Origin of the sequence: Corynebacterium hindlerae, from assembly GCF_014117265.1 — a bacterium.
In the GTDB taxonomy this organism is placed as follows: domain Bacteria; phylum Actinomycetota; class Actinomycetes; order Mycobacteriales; family Mycobacteriaceae; genus Corynebacterium; species Corynebacterium hindlerae.
The window spans coordinates 615809-632807 of the sequence record NZ_CP059833.1; the positions used below are offsets into that span (position 1 = coordinate 615809).

General features: G+C 58.1%; 12 protein-coding genes, 1 tRNA gene and 1 pseudogene. 7 read left to right on the forward strand and 7 right to left on the reverse strand.

What is annotated here, in order from left to right; translation table 11 throughout:
• Window positions 1-95 precede the first annotated feature (95 nt).
• Window positions 96-1574, forward strand: coding sequence for an amino acid permease (locus HW450_RS03005; protein ID WP_407926267.1), 1479 nt, complete (start codon window positions 96-98; stop codon window positions 1572-1574).
• 109 nt (window positions 1575-1683) lie between these two features.
• Here the strand turns inward: HW450_RS03005 and mfd are convergent, their stop codons facing one another.
• Both mfd and HW450_RS03015 read right to left on the reverse strand, forming a co-directional pair.
• On the reverse strand, window positions 1684-5259 hold the full coding sequence (gene mfd, locus HW450_RS03010) for a transcription-repair coupling factor (protein WP_182387311.1): 3576 nt from the start codon (window positions 5257-5259) through the stop codon (window positions 1684-1686).
• Between the two features lie 17 nt (window positions 5260-5276).
• The gene (locus HW450_RS03015; protein WP_182386541.1) at window positions 5277-5888 is read right to left on the reverse strand and encodes a TetR/AcrR family transcriptional regulator; all 612 of its coding nucleotides are present in this window, start codon (window positions 5886-5888) and stop codon (window positions 5277-5279) included.
• A gap of 90 nt (window positions 5889-5978) precedes the next feature.
• Here HW450_RS03015 and HW450_RS03020 point away from each other — a divergent pair.
• Window positions 5979-6050 (forward strand) — tRNA-Gln (locus HW450_RS03020).
• Between the two features lie 430 nt (window positions 6051-6480).
• On the opposite strand, the gene HW450_RS03025 is transcribed toward HW450_RS03020, so the two are convergent.
• From HW450_RS03025 to HW450_RS03035, 3 genes and pseudogenes are all read right to left on the reverse strand, one after another.
• Window positions 6481-6984, reverse strand: coding sequence for a hypothetical protein (locus HW450_RS03025; protein WP_182386542.1), 504 nt, complete (start codon window positions 6982-6984; stop codon window positions 6481-6483).
• Between the two features lie 114 nt (window positions 6985-7098).
• On the reverse strand, window positions 7099-7347 hold the full coding sequence (locus HW450_RS03030; RefSeq protein ID WP_182386543.1) for a hypothetical protein: 249 nt from the start codon (window positions 7345-7347) through the stop codon (window positions 7099-7101).
• Window positions 7348-7350: 3 nt separating this feature from the next.
• Window positions 7351-8133, reverse strand: a pseudogene (locus HW450_RS03035) (VG15 protein); the annotation flags it as partial.
• Between the two features lie 108 nt (window positions 8134-8241).
• Between HW450_RS03035 and HW450_RS03040 the strand changes: the two are divergent.
• From HW450_RS03040 to HW450_RS03055, 4 genes are all read left to right on the forward strand, one after another.
• Window positions 8242-9450 (forward strand): MFS transporter, encoded by a 1209-nt coding sequence (locus HW450_RS03040; RefSeq protein ID WP_182386545.1) that lies wholly within the window; start codon window positions 8242-8244, stop codon window positions 9448-9450.
• A gap of 74 nt (window positions 9451-9524) precedes the next feature.
• A complete protein-coding gene (gene glmU, locus HW450_RS03045; protein WP_182386546.1) occupies window positions 9525-10991 on the forward strand; it encodes a bifunctional UDP-N-acetylglucosamine diphosphorylase/glucosamine-1-phosphate N-acetyltransferase GlmU in 1467 nt (488 codons plus the stop codon).
• Between the two features lie 11 nt (window positions 10992-11002).
• Window positions 11003-11980 carry a ribose-phosphate diphosphokinase gene (locus tag HW450_RS03050; protein WP_182386547.1) on the forward strand — a complete coding sequence of 326 codons (978 nt, stop codon included), beginning with the start codon at window positions 11003-11005 and terminating at the stop codon, window positions 11978-11980.
• Between the two features lie 78 nt (window positions 11981-12058).
• Window positions 12059-13030 carry an LLM class flavin-dependent oxidoreductase gene (locus tag HW450_RS03055; RefSeq protein WP_182386548.1) on the forward strand — a complete coding sequence of 324 codons (972 nt, stop codon included), beginning with the start codon at window positions 12059-12061 and terminating at the stop codon, window positions 13028-13030.
• Here HW450_RS03055 and HW450_RS03060 read toward each other — a convergent pair.
• Entirely contained in the window at window positions 13007-14641 is a 1635-nt protein-coding gene (locus HW450_RS03060; RefSeq protein ID WP_182386549.1) for an inorganic phosphate transporter, read from the reverse strand. The two genes, HW450_RS03055 and HW450_RS03060, sit on opposite strands and share 24 nt — an antisense overlap.
• 294 nt (window positions 14642-14935) lie before the next feature.
• Here HW450_RS03060 and HW450_RS03065 point away from each other — a divergent pair, with 294 nt between their 5' ends.
• Complete coding sequence (locus HW450_RS03065) at window positions 14936-15574, forward strand: 50S ribosomal protein L25/general stress protein Ctc (protein ID WP_182386550.1); 639 nt, start codon at window positions 14936-14938, stop codon at window positions 15572-15574.
• Window positions 15575-15739: 165 nt separating this feature from the next.
• On the opposite strand, the gene HW450_RS03070 is transcribed toward HW450_RS03065, so the two are convergent.
• A complete protein-coding gene (locus HW450_RS03070) occupies window positions 15740-16876 on the reverse strand; it encodes an FAD-dependent monooxygenase (RefSeq protein WP_182387313.1) in 1137 nt (378 codons plus the stop codon).
• Window positions 16877-16999 lie beyond the last annotated feature (123 nt).

Genomic DNA, 16999 nt, shown 5'->3' on the forward strand with positions numbered 1-16999 from the left:
TTTCCAAAAAACATCTGCTTAATTACAAGTAGATATTCTTCATCTCTCTTGACTAGGCTAAGCCAGTGACCAACACCCTGAAAGCACAAGTATCAGTGAATAACACTGTAGAAACGAAGCACACCGTCCGCATGTGGACCCTGGTGTCTCTCATCATCGGTTCCACCGTCGGCGCCGGTATTTTCGCACTCCCCCAGCAGGCTGCATCTGTGGCCGGACCGGGGGCGATGCTCATAGGTTGGGGCATTGCCGGCGTCGGCATGCTCTCCATCGCATTCGTTTTCCACGCCCTTGCAATCCGCAAGCCAAACCTCGACTCGGGTGTGTACTCCTACGTCCGTGCCGGACTCGGAGACTTCGTCGGATTCGCCTCTGCCTGGGGATACTGGCTCGGATCCGTGATCGCACAGGTGGGCTACGCCACCCTGTTCTTCTCTACCCTCGGACACTACATCCCACTGTTCGACCCAGAAAACCAGCTCGCCAGCGCGATCGCTGTTTCCGTCCTGACCTGGGTGATTTTCTTCATGCTCACCCGAGGAATCCGGCAGGCGGCAGCGATGAATGTGGTAACGACCGTCGCAAAGCTGTTGCCCATCTTCGCCTTCCTCATCCTGGTCGCCTTCGTCGGGTTTAGCTGGGATAAATTCACCTTCGACATGTGGGGCAGCCACGGCGAAACCGGCTCCCTCCTCGACCAGGTCAAAGGCATGATGCTGTTCACCGTTTGGGCCTTCATCGGCGTGGAAGGCGCATCCGTGTACTCCAAGCAGGCCCGCACCCGCAAAGACGTGGGCCGCGCCACCATGATCGGCTTCATCGCCGTGCTCGCGCTCCTCGTATCCGTCACCACCCTCTCCTACGGCGTGCTCACCCAACAGCAACTCGCAGCACTCGGTGACAACTCCCTGGCAGCGGTGCTCGAAGCAGCCGTCGGCCCGTGGGGAGGCCTGCTAGTTTCCCTCGGACTCTGCGTCTCCGTGCTCGGCGCCTACGTGTCCTGGCAGATGCTCTGCGCAGAACCCATCTCGCTGATGGCCATCGACGGCCTCCTGCCCGCCCGCTTCGGAAAATTCAACAAGGCAGGTGCACCATTTAGCGCGCAGCTCATCTCCACCACAGTGATCCAAATCTGCGTCATCATCTTCTTCCTCAACGAAACCACCTACACCTCCATGGTGCAGCTGGCCACGATGATGTACATGCTGCCGTACGTCTTCTCCTCCCTCTATCTACTGCTGCTCACCACCCGAGGAAAAGGGATCACCCACCCGCACGCCGGAACCCGCTTCGACGACTCCGGGCCCTCCGTCACCGGCCGCGAAAACCGACGCCACCTGATGATCGCCGTCATCGCCTTCATCTACTCGCTCTGGCTGTTCTACGCCGCAGACATCACCTACCTGCTCTTCGGCACTCTGCTCGTCCTCCCCGGCCTTGTACCGTACATCTGGCAGCGCGTAAAAACCGGCGAAAAATGGTTCAACACCTTCGAATGGGTCATCGTCGCCGCCGTCATCATCGGCGCAGGATTCGCAGTGTACGGGCTATCAACCGGGGCGTTGAGCCTTTAGAGATCCCTTGCCGGATTTGGTAACAGAGAACCCGATGTCGAATCTGGTAACGCAAACTGACGAAACCGGCACGAAAAAGTCACTTTGCATTACCAAATCCGACACGGCCCTATCTGATGGAGATCACCCGCTCGGTTTTCGCTTTCCCGCCTGTGATGTCGATGGCGGGTACGTCGAACATTTTGGAGATGAAGTTGGCCATCCATTGCAGGAGTTCGACGTCGCGGAGGTCTGGTGAGGAGATGTTGCGGCCGGCCTTTGGGAATGAGATTTGGATTGCTTTCGCTGCTGCGCGGTAGGTTGCGCCTGGGTAGAGGCGCTTGAGTCGGATTTGTTTGGAATCGGGCAGTTCCGCTGGGTGGACTTTGATGCGGGTGCCTTGGACGGCGATGTCGGTTAGTCCGGCCTTGCGCATCAGGTGTCGGAGGCGTGCGACGGAGAGCAGCCGTGATACTTCCACTGGGATCGGGCCGTAGCGGTCTTCCATCTCTTCCACGGCAAGAACTAGGTCAGACTCGGAAGTGGATGCGGCGAGTTTGCGGTAAACCTCTAGGCGTAGACGTTCGGAGTTGATGTAGCTTTCTGGGATATGGGCGTCCACGGGCAGGTCGACGCGGATTTCGCGCGGTTCTTTGTCGGTGGCGTCGAGCACCTTGCCGTCGGCCATGGCGCGGAATGCTTCCACGGCCTCCCCCACGAGGCGAACGTAAAGGTCAAAACCAACTCCGGCGATGTGCCCGGATTGTTCGGCGCCGAGGACGTTGCCGGCGCCACGCATTTCCAGGTCTTTCATGGCGACGGCCATGCCGGCACCCAGGTCGTTGTTCTGTGCAATGGTGGCGAGACGGTCGTACGAGGTTTCCGTGAGTGTGGCGCCTTTGGGGTATAGGAAGTAGGCGTAGCCCCGTTCGCGGGAACGCCCAACACGGCCGCGGAGCTGGTGCAACTGAGACAGCCCCATGTGGTGGGCGTTTTCCACGATCAAGGTGTTGGCGTTGGCGATGTCTAGGCCGGTTTCCACGATGGTGGTGCAGACGAGGACGTCGTATTCGCGATCCCAGAACCCTTGCACGGTCTGTTCCAGGAGTTCTTCTGACATCTGACCATGCGCGACAACCACGCGGGCCTCGGGAACCAGGTCGCGGATTTCCCGGGCTTTCTTCTCAATAGATGAGACCTTGTTGTGGACGTAGAACACTTGGCCGTCGCGAAGCAGCTCGCGCCTAATCGCGGCCGCAACCTGCTTCTCCTCCTGCGCGCCGACATATGTCAGCACCGGGTGCCGGTCCTCGGGCGGGGTAAGGATAGTCGACATCTCGCGAATGCCCGCCATGGACATCTCCAGGGTGCGCGGGATCGGCGTAGCGGACATAGTGAGCACGTCCACGGCGGTGCGCAGCGCCTTGATGTGCTCCTTGTGTTCGACACCGAAGCGTTGCTCTTCGTCCACGATGACCAGTCCAAGGTTCTTCCAGTGCACACCGGTCTGCAACAGGCGGTGCGTGCCGATAACAATGTCAACATCCCCAGAGGCAAGACCGCGAATCGTTTCCTTCGACTCGAGGCCGGGGGTAAAACGAGACAGCCCGCGGATTGTTACCGGGAAACCGTCCATACGCTGCTCGAACGTGGCCAGGTGCTGCTGGGCGAGCAGGGTCGTCGGCACCAGCACCGCCACTTGTTTGCCGTCCTGCACCGCTTTGAACGCGGCACGCACCGCCACTTCCGTCTTGCCGTATCCCACGTCTCCGACGATGACACGGTCCATCGGGACAGGCTTCTCCATGTCCGCCTTCACGGCATCGATGGCGAGCATTTGGTCCTCCGTCTCCACGAACGGGAAGTTATCTTCCATCTCGTGTTGCCACGGGGAGTCAGGAGCAAACGGGTGCCCCGGCGCGGATTGGCGCTTGGCGTACAGTTCCACCAGTTCACCAGCAATTTCGCGGACGGCGGCACGGGCCTTCTTCTTGGTGTTCTTCCAGTCCGACCCGCCCATCTTCGATAGAGTCGGCTTCTCCCCACCGACATAGCGGCTGAGCATATCCAGCGCATCCATTGGGACGTACAACTGGTCTGCGGGGCCGCCGCGTCGGGAAGCGGCATACTCCAGCACCAGGTATTCCCTGCGGGAGCCGGCCATTTCCCGCTCAGTCATTTTGAGGAAGCGGCCGATGCCGTGCGTTTCGTGCACCACGAGATCCCCAGGTTTAAGAGCGAGCGGGTCGACGCGGTGGCGTTTGCGGGCTGGGCGTCGTTTAGCGCCGGCAATGTCCCCGACCCGGTTACCAGTCAGGTCAGTTTCGGACACCACCACCAGCTGCGGACCCGGGAATACCAAGCCGCTGTGTGCGAGGGCTTGGTAGAGAGTCACTTCGCCCGGGGAGGGCTGCCAGCCGGGCGTGGCCACCCGCGCAGCGATCCCTTTTTCTTTAAAGCGCTCGATCATGCGCTTGATAGCGCCCTGAGCTGGGGCAACGAAGGCTGCCCGGCCACCGGAGTTGGTGTGCGCGAGCAGCATCGCCATGAGGGTATCGACCTCTTTGAGGTCGCCACGGGGCGCCGGTGCAGGATCAAAGTCCAGTGGCAGTGTCTCTTCCTCGGGGGCGAACATCATGCCCGGGGGCGCGAAAGTCCACACGATATCGCCAGTGAGGAGCGAATCGAAGCTGCGGTAGGAACTCGCCTCCAGGTCCAAGGTGGCGGCGGCAAGCGGCCCATCGGCACCCATCGCGGCGGCCTCCCACCCGGCAGCCAGAAACTCTGCATCGGTTGCCTGCAAGTCAGTAACGCGGGTGCGGATTTTCTCAGGATTCATCAGCACCACATGGGTGCCCTGCGGCATCAGCTCCGGCAGGGTGCGCAGCGGAGTATCGACGAGCGCGGGTATCAACGCCTCCATGCCGTCGGCAGGCTGCTTTTCACTGATTTTCGTTAAAAGCTCCACCAGGGCGGCGTTGCCGGTGTGCTGTGTGGCGAGCTCGCCAGCACGCTTTGCGACGCCGTCGTCAATCAGCAATTCCCGCGCCGGATACAGGTCAACCTGCTGCAGTTCCAGCTCAGGGATCGCACGCTGATCCGCCACGGCGAAGGGGCGGATGTCGGTGACCTCGTCGCCCCAGAATTCCAAACGAACGGGCTGTTCCGCGGTGGTTGGAAAAACGTCAATGATCCCGCCGCGGGTAGCGAAGTCACCCTTGCGCGCCACCATGTCCACATGGTTGTACGCGCGAAACACCAGCTCACGGGTGAGCTCATCGAAGTCGTATTCGTTACCCTGCTCAATCGTCAGTGCCGCTCGCCCATTCGCCGTTTCCAGAATCGGCTGACAGTAGCCCCGCGCAGCAGTGACTACAATCTTCAACTTGTCCAGGTTGTGCAGCACTTCTGCACGCTTACCGACGGTATCCAGTCCCGGACTCATCCGTTCATGAGGAAGTGTCTCCCAGCTGGGAAACCAAGCAACGGCGTCGCCAAGCATGGCCTTCAGCTCGGCAGTGAGGTCCTCCGCCTCCCGACCCGTTGCCACCACAGCAAGCACCGGCGCGCGCTGTGCCAAAGCCCCCAGCACCCAAGGTCGGGCCTGGTCAATCGCGGTGAGGTGGAGACACGACTGGCCAACATTAGCGAGGAGCCCTTTCAGCTTAGGATCCTGACCGGCAACTTTCAGCAGTCCTGCCAGCATCGGGGCGGTGGTCGAGCTCACTGTTCTCCTAGATTAATCGTCGGGTCTTTTTCTAACCGTGCCAAACCATTCCAGCACAGATTAACAATATGGGCCGCCACCACTTCCTTCGACGGCTCCCGCACATCCAGCCACCACTGCGCCGTACCAGAAATCATCCCCACCAGCGCCTGCCCATACAGCACCGCCATCTCGGGATCATTCCCCGTCTTCTCAAACGCATGCGCCAAAATATGCGACACCTCCGCGACAGTGTCATTCAGCAATGTCGAATAGGTGCGGTTCTCCCCCGGCGTCATGTCACGCACCAGGATCTGGAAACCGTCAGTACGCTCCTCAATGAACGTCAGCAACGCCAACGTCGCATTCTCAATCCGCTGTCTCGCCTTCGCAGGACCAAGCGCATCCGTGATCGTAGATTCAAGAGCCTGCATCTCACGGTCTACAACCACCGCGTACAACCCCTCTTTGCCACCAAAATGCTCATACACCACAGGCTTAGAAACCCCCGCCCTAGCAGCGATTTCCTCCACACTAGACGCACCAAACCCCTTTTCCGCGAACACCGCACGACCAATATCGATAAGCTGCTCACGACGCTGTTTACCCGTCATCCGCTTCGAAGCCATGCAATAAACCTTAACATCAGGGCAGGTCACACCCCATTATTTGTTTTCCCACCACATGATGTAAAATCTGTAACGCAGCTTTGGCTGTGGTTCCCCATGGTGTAATTGGCAACACTCCGGTTTTTGGTACCGTCATTCTAGGTTCGAGTCCTGGTGGGGAAGCTGTACAAAAACACCCGCTGAACTGGCTTTTTATGTCAATTCAGCGGGTTTTCCATACCTTGACCATCCTGCCGTGACCTGCCGTTTCCTGCCTCTTCCGGTAGGAAAAATAGTCAAAAAATAGTCACAAAACCACTCGAACGCTGCAGCTCAGAAAATAAAAACCGGCCCCCAGCTATCCGGATTTCCCGAACAACTAGGGGCCACTTTCACCCGTGCACTTGATAATGTGACGCCTTTAACAGCCCTTGAACACGGGCCGGGAGATAGATCTAGTTCGGTGGAACTGAAACGTCTTGTGCGGTTGCTTGCTTCCAGATTTCGTTCGAGACCGATCGGGGTAAAAGATTAGTCCCGCCATCGCCACCGAGGAGGGACTTTTCGTTGTAGGTGGTCATCAGTTATTCCTTTCACTACCGGAAATTGATCATTAGTTCGAGCCAACTCCTAGAATCGAGCGGGCTAGTTCGTCTCGGGACATCCCCGAGGTGTCCTTGCCCACCCCAGTGACTTTCGGCAACGCAGGGGTTTTGTTTGCCCATGCCAGCAGCTGATCAGCAGCTGCTTCAAGGTCTTCCTTGGATCCTGCGTCAGGCAGAAGCGACACCGGCACCCCCTTCGACTGCGCTACATCTGCGCGGAGGGCCTTCGACTGGGCCGCCGACGCTTCTGTTTCGAGCGTCTTGATTCGTTCAAGCGCTTTGTCTAGCTCAGTTTTCGAAGCGTCCTCGATCTCCTTAAGCTTGGCTGCTTGAGGTTCCAGTTCCTTGACCTTCGTGCGGTACTTCGCGTTCTCACGGCGGAGCTTCTCGACGTACTCACGATCGAACGTGTCTTGCTGTTCTGGGGTGTGCTGCTTGTCGTTGACTCCGTCGTCCTGTTCCGAAGTATTCTCAGCGACGTGATCGTTCGTTGTTGACTCGTTGGTGTCCACTGTTGTTTCCTCCTGGGATTTTTTGATGTGGGCATGACAAAACCCCACGTCCCAACCAGGGGACATGGGGTCTTGATCGTGCGCTGTCGGGACTTGAACTCGGCGACCTACCGGCTAGGCAGCGCGGTTAAGAGTATCTAAAAACTCTTCAATTAATGGAGAGGTAAAGCCGCCGGTCAAAGTAGTAGTGAAATCGGCGCCGAAGACTTCCCACTGTAATGCTGACTCAATCAGCTCAAAGAAAGCCCCGTCCCACTCTCCTTCTTCGGCACTGCGCTGTGCTGCAGTCAAATCAGCATTAGAAGGAAACAATGCTCTGAGACGATTGAACGTTTCACGGTATGCAAGCTCAGACTCGTCCAAGTTTCACCTCCGATTCAATTGGTCTACTGGGTAGCTTTCTACGAATATCAGCCTACCACCAGGTAGAACCGCCCATTTGGCATAGACTACGACTCCATCAATTTCTTTCCACACGCTTCGAGAATATTCTTTGCTGAGTACAGTATCCGGTTTTTCGATTGTGTCTCGAACCGCGTTAACAACCTTTTGGTCTGTCCATTCACGTGGAAACGTTGATGCGCCTGACCGCTGCGTATCCCATCGATGCCCATCCGCGAGACTCTCGTCGTGAGGCCAGCCGCTTCCATCCTTCTTTGGCTTGTCCCGCCACCCGTGCAGCACATGGCCCGGCATATTATCCAGAGGAGGCAGCTTCTCACCGGGAAACACCGTCGATAAGCCATCGCCCTTGTAACGAGGCAACCGCACGTATTTCAACCGTGGCCACATCGTGTCCTGCCCGGCCTGTTGCCTCGACGCATCGACCCACTGGCGCCAGTCCTTCACATCTGCAGGCCTGCCCAACTCACGGTCGAACACCTTGACTTGAGCCATCAAATCCTGATTGATCTGAGGCAATGGAGCTCTACCGGTGACCTCGATAGCTAAGCAACGACAGTTGTCGTGATAGCGCCCAACTTCACCGAACACGGTCTCATGATCATACACAGCACCTCGGGAACCCAACATGAGGCAAAACGCACACGCACCAGGCTCCGGCACACGCGCATACGCGGTTCCGGCTTTTAGGGTGCCCATCATCACGGTACGACGGGCTGGATCTGCAACAACCCTGTTCGTCACCCCCGCAGCTTTAAGAAAGCATTGGCCCGATCTGCCGAAGACTCATGGTCGCGCGCCCAATCTGGTCCCTCAGCCCAATTTCGCAATCAAAACCGCGTTACCATCCATTTCATGGATAATGAGTGCTTTAATGCCCGCAGGTTTGTTGGTGCCAATGGGTTGCAGAGCATTGGTGACCAGGTTGTGGCGGCGAAAACGGTACTTCCGTACATTTTGCATACCGCTGGTGCTCCGACGTTTTTCTCAGCGATGTTGGTGCCGATTCGCGAGTCGGGATCAATGTTGCCGCAGGCTGCGCTGACGCCGTGGGTGGTGCGTCATGAGCGCCGAAAGATGATTTGGGTCTGGGGATCGGTTATCCAGGGGACCGCGGCGGCGGGGATCGCGGTCGCTGCGCTTTTCACCCGTGGTGTGTTGCTCGGAACGTTGACGGTGGTGCTGCTGGGCGTGTTGGCCGGTGGCCGAGCATTGTGTTCGATTGCGTCTAAGGATGTGCAGGGTCGCACGATTTCGAAGGGAAGCCGAGGCAAAGTCACTGGCACCGCGACAATGGCCGGTGGTGTTTCGGTGGTGGTAATCGGGGCGGCGTTGTTGGCGCTGGGCAGTACCCCACCGATGTTTTTGCTGGTTAGTTTGATTGGGGCGTCGGCGTGTGCGTGGCTGCTGGCTGGGGTTATTTTTCGGTCGATCAAGGAACCAGTTCCTGAAATCCCAGAACGGGCTCCTAACAATTGGCTGCGCGATTCATTGGAGACGCTTCGCGAGGATCGTAGCTTTCGCAGGTTTGTTGTTGTGCGTTCATTGTTGTTGGTGTCGGCATTGTCTCCTACTTTTTTGGTGATGTTGGCTCCAAGCAGTTTGGGGGCGTTTTTGCTCGCTAGCGGTGTTGCGTCGATCGTGGGAGGTCGGATCGCTGGTGTGTGGTCGGATCGGTCAAGTAAGGATGTCATGCGTTTTGGTGCTGTCTCAGCATCGGTGCTGTTGTTGGGTGTGCTGGCGGCTGACCGGTGGGCTGGTGAAGCGGTGAATGTGTGGTTTATTCCGCTCTCGTTTTTGATGTTGCATCTGATCCACACCGCGGTGCGGGTGGCACGTAAAACCTATGTGGTGGATATGGCCAAGGGTGAGAAGCGGACGCGGTATGTCGCGATTGCTAACTCGGCAATGGGCGTCATCTTGTTATTCGCCGGTGTGGTCTCTGGCGGGCTGTCGATGCTTGGCCCCCAGGCGGCGTTACTGTTTTTATCAGCCCTAGGAGTTGTTGGTTTTGTCGCAGCCCGAGGGCTTGATGATGTAAGTACCGGCCCGCGCGGGGCGTAAATTCCCACGCCAGTTTTTCCTGTGCGGTAGATTCATTGGGGTATAAATCCTCGAATCCACATGATCGGAGACCCATGAGCAACCCTGTTGCTGTAGTCATCCTCGCTGCTGGTGCTGGTACTCGTATGAAGTCCGCTAAGCCGAAGATGCTGCACGAAGTTGCTGGACGTTCCATGCTTTCCCACGCTCTGCATGCGGCGGCAGAACTAATGCCTGAGCATTTGATCGCTGTTGTAGGCCATTGCCGTGATCAAGTTATCCCAGCTATCGAAGCCGAGACCGCAGCTCTGCCCGTTGCCGAAGTGAAGACGGCAGTGCAGGAGGAGCAAAACGGCACTGGCCACGCGGTTGCGTGTGGGTTGGAGGCGCTTCCGCAGGATTTTCACGGGACGGTTGTAGTCACCACCTCCGACGTGCCGATGCTCAGTGGCGACGTTCTACAAGGCTTGATCGCCGAGCATGGCTCTGACGCTGCTGTCACAGTTCTTACCGCGAACATCGACAATCCGACGGGCTACGGTCGCATCGTCCGCGATGAGGCTGGTATCACCGCGATTGTGGAGGAGAAGGACGCTGACGAGGCCACCCGCGCGATCACCGAGATCAATTCCGGTGTGTACGCCTTCGATGCCGCGTTGCTGCGCGAGGCCATCACTAAGTTGGACACCAACAATGCTCAAGGCGAGTTCTACCTCACCGATGTCGTGGGCATTGCGCGTCGGCAAGGTAAGGTTGTGCGCGGGCACATGCTTGACGACGCCATGCTGATCGCCGGCGTGAACGACCGCGTGCAGCTCGCTGCAATGAATGCAGAAATGAACGCACGCCTGCGAGAAAAGGCGATGCGTGGTGGCGCCACCCTTATTGATCCCGCGTCCACCTTCATCGATGTCCAGGTGAAAATCGGACAGGATGTTGTTATTCACCCGGGCACCCAGCTGCGTGGCACAACCGTCATCGGCGATGGCGTGGAAGTCGGTCCGGACACCACGCTGGTGAATGTCACTGTGGGTGATGGTGCCTCCGTGGTCCGCACCCACGCGTTCGACTCCGAGATCGGCCCGGAAGCGACCGTCGGACCGTTTACCTACCTGCGCCCTGGCACGAAGTTGGGTGCCAAGGGCAAGCTGGGTGGCTTTGTGGAAACCAAGAATGCCCAGATCGGCGAAGGGTCGAAGGTTCCGCACCTGACCTATGTGGGGGACGCAACGATCGGCAAGCATTCCAACATCGGTGCCTCTTCTGTGTTCGTCAACTACGACGGCGTGAACAAGCACAAGACCGTGGTGGGCTCGCATGTCCGCACTGGTTCCGACACGATGTTTATCGCTCCAGTGACCGTCGGTGACGGTGCCTACTCCGGAGCGGGTACAGTAATTAAGGACGATGTCCCGCCAGGAGCTCTCGTCGTTTCCGGTGGACGCCAGCGCAATATCGAAGGCTGGGTCCAGCGGAAGCGCCCAGGCACCGCAGCAGCCGAAGCGGCTGAGGCGGCTTTGCGGGATGCCGAAAACGCCAAAAACTCCGAGCAGGAAGGCTAAGCTGCGTCATTATGACTGCACATTGGACCGAAAGCCAGAAGAACCTGATGCTGTTTTCCGGGCGTGCGCACCCGGAACTCGGCGAGGCTGTGGCTGAAGAACTGGGTGTTGAGCTCACCCCGATGACCGCGCGCGATTTCGCTAACGGCGAGATCTTTGTTCGTTTCGAGGAGTCGGTACGTGGTTCCGATGCCTTCGTCATCCAGTCCCACACTCAGCCGCTGAACAAGTGGCTGATGGAACAGCTGATCATGATCGATGCGCTCAAGCGTGGCTCCGCTAAGCGCATCACCGCGATCCTGCCGTTCTACCCATACGCTCGCCAGGATAAGAAGCACCGTGGCCGTGAGCCTATTTCCGCTCGCCTGGTTGCTGACCTGCTCAAGGCTGCTGGTGCAGACCGCATCGTGTCCGTGGACCTGCACACTGACCAGATCCAGGGCTTCTTCGATGGCCCAGTCGACCACATGCATGCCATGCCTATCCTCACGGATTACATCAAGGCAAACTACTCGCTGGAAAACATCTGCGTGGTCTCCCCTGATGCCGGTCGCGTGAAGGTCGCAGAGAAGTGGGCGAACACCCTCGGCGATGCCCCGCTCGCATTCGTGCACAAGACCCGTTCCACCGAGGTAGCCAACCAGGTGGTAGCGAACCGCGTTGTCGGTGACGTCGCTGGCAAGACGTGTGTGTTGCTCGATGACATGATCGATACCGGTGGAACTATTGCAGGCGCCGTCGGCGTGCTGCGTGAAGCTGGCGCTTCCGACGTGATCATTGCCTGCACCCACGGCGTGTTCTCCGAGCCAGCTCGTGAGCGTCTGTCCCAGTGCGGTGCGAAGGAAGTCATCACCACAGATACCCTGCCTCAGTCCACCGAGGGTTGGGACAACCTCACCGTGCTGTCCATCGCTCCGCTGCTGGCCCGCACGATCAAGGAAATCTTCGAAAACGGTTCCGTGACTACCCTTTTCGAAGGCCAAGCCTAAAAGCTGCCTTCATCTCCCTATCGGGTTGGGTGTTTTACCATGGGGTAACTCAACTCGATAGGGAGATTTCTCATTTCTATGATTTCCATCCTCGATCTCGTCCATGTCCGCCCCGGCATGACCATCCAGTCTGCCATCGCTAACTCGGTTCGCATCGCCCAGGAGGCCGAGCAGTACGGTTTTCACCGCGTCTGGTACGCCGAGCACCACAACATGCCGACCATCGCCTCCTCCGCCACCTCGGTCCTGATTGGCCATGTTGCGAACCACACTTCCACGATCCGTTTGGGTTCCGGTGGCGTGATGCTCCCCAACCACTCCCCACTGGTGATTGCCGAGCAGTTCGGCACCCTAGCCACCATTCACGGCCCCCGCATCGACCTCGGGCTCGGGCGTGCGCCGGGCACGGATCAGGTGACGCTGCGCGCTTTACGACGCTCCCCTGCTGCCGCGGAACATTTTCCCGCTGATGTAGCTGAACTGCAGTCCTTGCTCGGAGAAGGCCGGTCTACCACCGATGTGAATGCGTATCCGGGCCGCGGTACGAACGTGCCACTGTATATCTTGGGCTCGTCATTGTTCGGCGCCGAACTTGCCGCAAAACTGGGGCTACCCTATGCCTTTGCCTCGCATTTCGCACCGACGCATCTGAAACAAGCTGCCCATGTGTACCGGGACAACTACCAGCCCTCCGAGGCTCATCCTGAGCCACACTTCATCGCAGCACTGAACGCGATCGTCTCCGACGACCCCAACCAGGCCGTTGCTGAAGCTGAGGAGTCCTTCCGACTGCGGGTAGAAGCCCTGATTGGGAGGAATCGTAAGTTCAGCGAATCCGATAAGCAGCTGTTGTTGGCATCACCTGCCGCCGAACAGGTGCGGCAAATGTTGCGATACACCGCCGTCGGTAAGCCTGCCGAGGTAGCGCAGTACTTCCGTGAGTTCGCCGGCGAGGTGCATGCAGACGAACTCATCACTACCCTCGCTGCACCAAGTGTCGAGGGTCAGCTGCGGACGCTGCGGTTGTTAGGCACCGAATACCGCACGTAGGACCACGAAGCCTACGGCGCCGACGACCGCGGACACTGGTATAGTAATGACCCATGCCATCGCGATTCGGCGCATCAAGCCCCAGTTGGCGGAGCGATTGACCATGCCGACACCCAGAATCGCGCCGATGAGGATGTGGGTGGAGGACACGGGCAGGCCCAACAGCGACGCGCCCATCACCACGCCGGCAGCCGAGAGCTCCGCAGAGAAGCCCGACGCCGGGTGCATTTGCGTCAGCCCGGTGCCCACGGTCTGAATCACATGGCGCCCGATGAACCACAGGCCCACCACCAGGGAAATACCCGCGGTGATCATCAGTGGCATCGGAACTTCTGCCTTCGCCTGGATCGCATCATGCTTGAGCACATCCAGGACCGCAGCGAACGGTCCTACGGCGTTGGCGATGTCGTTGGAGCCGTGGGAGAACGCGAACGTCGCCGCGGTGAACACCTGCATCCAAGAAAACAGGACGAAGGTTGATCGCTCCAAGTCCTTGCCCACCATGGTGCGCGCAAAGATGTAAACAGCCATCCACACCACAGCAGCGACCATCAAGATGATGCTCAGGTTCCCCATTGTGGTCAAGTGCAGGCCAATGTTTTTCAGCCCCTTGAACAGCATCATCGACGTAATAACCACTGAACCGAACAGTGCCAGAAGCGGCACGTAGCGGATGAGAGCGCGGTGGGTACCGACCCCCTTTACCTGGGAGTTAATCCGGTGCAGCTGTCGGAAATAATCACTCTCCAGGTCAGAAACCGCGTAGGTGCCGTTCGAGGTGGTCACCGCATCTCGCGCCATCGCATCATTGACCCGGATAAGCTCATCACCACTGAGACGACTGAGCTTGATTTTTTGTTGTTCTGCAAGCTGAGTACGCTCCTGGCGGATCTGTTCAATTTTGGCGTTTGCTTTGTCGTTGTACACCAGGATCGTCTTTTTCACCGTTAAGTACAGCGCGTAGGCCACTAGTCCGCCGAGCGCGGGTGATAGGAACCAGCTGATCACGATATTGCCGATCTCACCCCACTGGACGATCGCCCATGGGCTCATGTCGCCCGTCGCATCGGAGACGAAGCCGAGAGTCACCGCGGCCCCCACGATGCCGCCCACGATGGAGTGCGTCGTCGACACCGGCCACCCCAGCTTCGTTGCTACCAGGAGCCACAACGCTGCCCCCAACAGCGCAGCCAACATGATGTAGGCGAAATCCATCGGCTGAAGACTGACACCCTCAAACTTGACGATGCCGGACTTCACCGTGTCCGTCACATCGCCACCAGCCAGGACCGCACCACCGACTTCAAAGACCGCTGCGATGAGCAAGGCCTGTTTCATCGTCAGCGTGCCGGCCCCCACGGAGGTGCCAAAGGAATTGGCCACGTCATTGCCGCCAATGTTGAAGGCCATGAAGCAGCCGAAGGCGATGGTAGTTATCAGAAGTACAACGTGGTTTCCCACTCCGATTTGTCCAGTAGCCCACAGGAAGAGACTCACTACGGTAGCGATGAGCAGACCACCGAAGATTAGGTTGAACCACTTATCGGTGCCGGCATCATCTCGCACGGGGGCAACGCCGAAATTCTCTAAGGAATCATGGGAAGAAGTCATCGATGCAAGGGCCTATCTAGACAAATTTTCGGTTATCCTCATTGTGCGTCCAAAGAACGCCTTCTCGCAAAAGACGACGACACGATCTGATACCCCGCAGCTGCTTTGGAAATACCTCACAGACATGGTAAGTTATCACCGTCTCGGCGAGGGCACCTAATCTGGGCCGTTATCGACGCGATAGTTTTTGAGAACACGCCTGCGAAAACTCGACGACGACACATTCCGCGAGTTGGCCGCAGGCGTTTTGCTTGTCATGCGGCCTTCACACAATGAACTTTAAGGAGGCTGAATATGTCCAACCAGGCTATCTCCCTGGACGCAACCCCACGTAAGGAATTCGGCAAGGGCTTCGCACGTCGTGCACGCAAGGCCGGCCTGATCCCTACCGTCATCTACGCTAACGGCTTCGAGCCAGTTCACATCAACGTGAACCGCATCGAGTTCACCAAGATCGTCCGTAACCACGGCGTGAACGCTGTTGTGTCCGTGAACATCGAGGGCGAGAAGCAGCTCGCCATGATCAAGCACGTTGACCAGAACGTTCTGACCTGGGAGATCGATCACGCTGACCTGCTCGCCATCAAGAAGGGCGAGACCGTTGAGGTTGAGGTTCCAGTTGTTGCAGAAGGCACCCCTGGCCCAGGCACCATGGTCATGCAGGAGACCGACACCATCCGCATCCTCGCAGACGTCATGTCCATCCCTGAAGAGATCACCATCTCCATCGAGGGCAAGACCGTGGGCGAGCAGATCACCGCTGCCGACATCGAGCTGCCTGCAGGCGCTGAGCTTGTCGACGAGCCAGAGCTGCTCATGATCAACTTCGTTGCCCCAGAAGACAATGAAGCTGAAGCCGATGAGGCTGCTGCTGAGGCCGGCGTTGTTGAAGACGCCCCAGAAGCTCCAGAAGCTGAGGAAACCGAAGAATAATTCTTCACAGCGTAAATGCCGGGAGGGTGACCACCTTCCCGGTATTTTTGTTTTTGTTACCCGATAGGGTTTTGTTCTGAGGATCTAATCCCTACGCCTTCCCTAACCATTCACTGCGGTGAACGCGTTAAATAAGCGTAGTTTTTCCTCACGCGACCCTAATCCCTATCCAGTTAAGGATCCGGCCTCACGCACAGCGCGCCAGGCTTGTGACAACTGGGCGTTCAGAGCAACGGCGGCTACGAACTTGTCTGGGCGTAGGATCACAGATCCCACACCAGTCTGGTCGAACCATTCTTTGAGCTCTCCCGTGATGTCGCAGACCACCACTGTTCCTTCCGCGCAATGGGTTTTTGCCCAGTCGTATTGGGAAGGGGACACCACGCAAACCGGTTGTAGCAACGTACAGTCAGCATCGCGGAGGAATCGCTGGGGATCCATCCCCCAAGTGAGCACAGCGAAACGCTCTCCTAGCACGGTATCGAGGAGCCGCGGTTCTGGTGCCGCGACTTGGGGTTGAATGAACATTCGACCCACTGCGCTCTCTTTAGGTTGCGCATTCTTGAAGGGGATGAGCAGCGCGTCTTTCACAGAAAGTTTCGCACGGGCAGTACCTGGGGTCAGCGAAAGATGGTCGGCCACCACTCCCCTCTGGTACCGTGGCATCGGCTTGAATTTCATGTCCGCGAAGTACTCGCGGGTCGCCGAGGATTTGTTCACCACCCAAGAAACTGCGTCTCGGGCGCCAGCCAGCACGGGGTTCGTTGGCTTGATGATATTCCCCAGGGTGAGCGAAAGATCGATCATTGCCTTCGCATGGTCGCGACGCTCTAGGTCGTAGGTGTCCGACAATTCTTGCCGGGCCAGGCCTCGGACCACGAGGGATAGCTTCCACGCCAGGTTGGTGGCGTCACGGACACCGGAGTTGAACCCCTGCCCCATCCACACAGGCATGAGATGGGCTGCGTCGCCCGCAATCAGGACGCGCCCTTTACGGAACGTCGAAGCGATGCGCCCGTGGTGGGTGAACACGCGACGCCGAATGACGTCCAGTGAAGTATTGGGGGGAAGATGATCTCCTAGCAGCTTGGTGACAAAATCATCGTCTTCAACGATCTCACTCGGCTCATCATCGAAGAGCATGAATTCAAATCGGCGCACACCGCGTGGCAGTCCAATGGGCACATATGGCCGCTTCGGATCAGCCCCCAGATAGACGTTTGGCATACCGAGCGGATCATTGTCCACATCGATGACCACCCACCGAGTGGAGGGAGACACCCCGTCAAACTGCGCCCCGATCCATTTGCGAGTAAAAGGGCTCTTCCGGTTTCAGAGTGCGTAGCTGACCATGGGGTGGGGTTCGGGGTGGCACAACATATAGGGGTCCTGGCCGGTACAAGATGAGAGTTGCGAAGTTTCCAT

Excerpts from the sequence above, each read along its gene's own strand:
- mfd (WP_182387311.1), bottom strand. The coding sequence starts at position 5,259 with ATGCTGGCAGGACTGCTGAAAGTTGCCGGTCAGGATCCTAAGCTGAAA.
- HW450_RS03015 (WP_182386541.1), bottom strand. The coding sequence starts at position 5,888 with ATGGCTTCGAAGCGGATGACGGGTAAACAGCGTCGTGAGCAGCTTATC.
- HW450_RS03040 (WP_182386545.1), top strand. The coding sequence starts at position 8,242 with ATGGATAATGAGTGCTTTAATGCCCGCAGGTTTGTTGGTGCCAATGGG.
- glmU (WP_182386546.1), top strand. The coding sequence starts at position 9,525 with ATGAGCAACCCTGTTGCTGTAGTCATCCTCGCTGCTGGTGCTGGTACT.
- HW450_RS03050 (WP_182386547.1), top strand. The coding sequence starts at position 11,003 with ATGACTGCACATTGGACCGAAAGCCAGAAGAACCTGATGCTGTTTTCC.
- HW450_RS03055 (WP_182386548.1), top strand. The coding sequence starts at position 12,059 with ATGATTTCCATCCTCGATCTCGTCCATGTCCGCCCCGGCATGACCATC.
- HW450_RS03060 (WP_182386549.1), bottom strand. The coding sequence starts at position 14,641 with ATGACTTCTTCCCATGATTCCTTAGAGAATTTCGGCGTTGCCCCCGTG.
- HW450_RS03065 (WP_182386550.1), top strand. The coding sequence starts at position 14,936 with ATGTCCAACCAGGCTATCTCCCTGGACGCAACCCCACGTAAGGAATTC.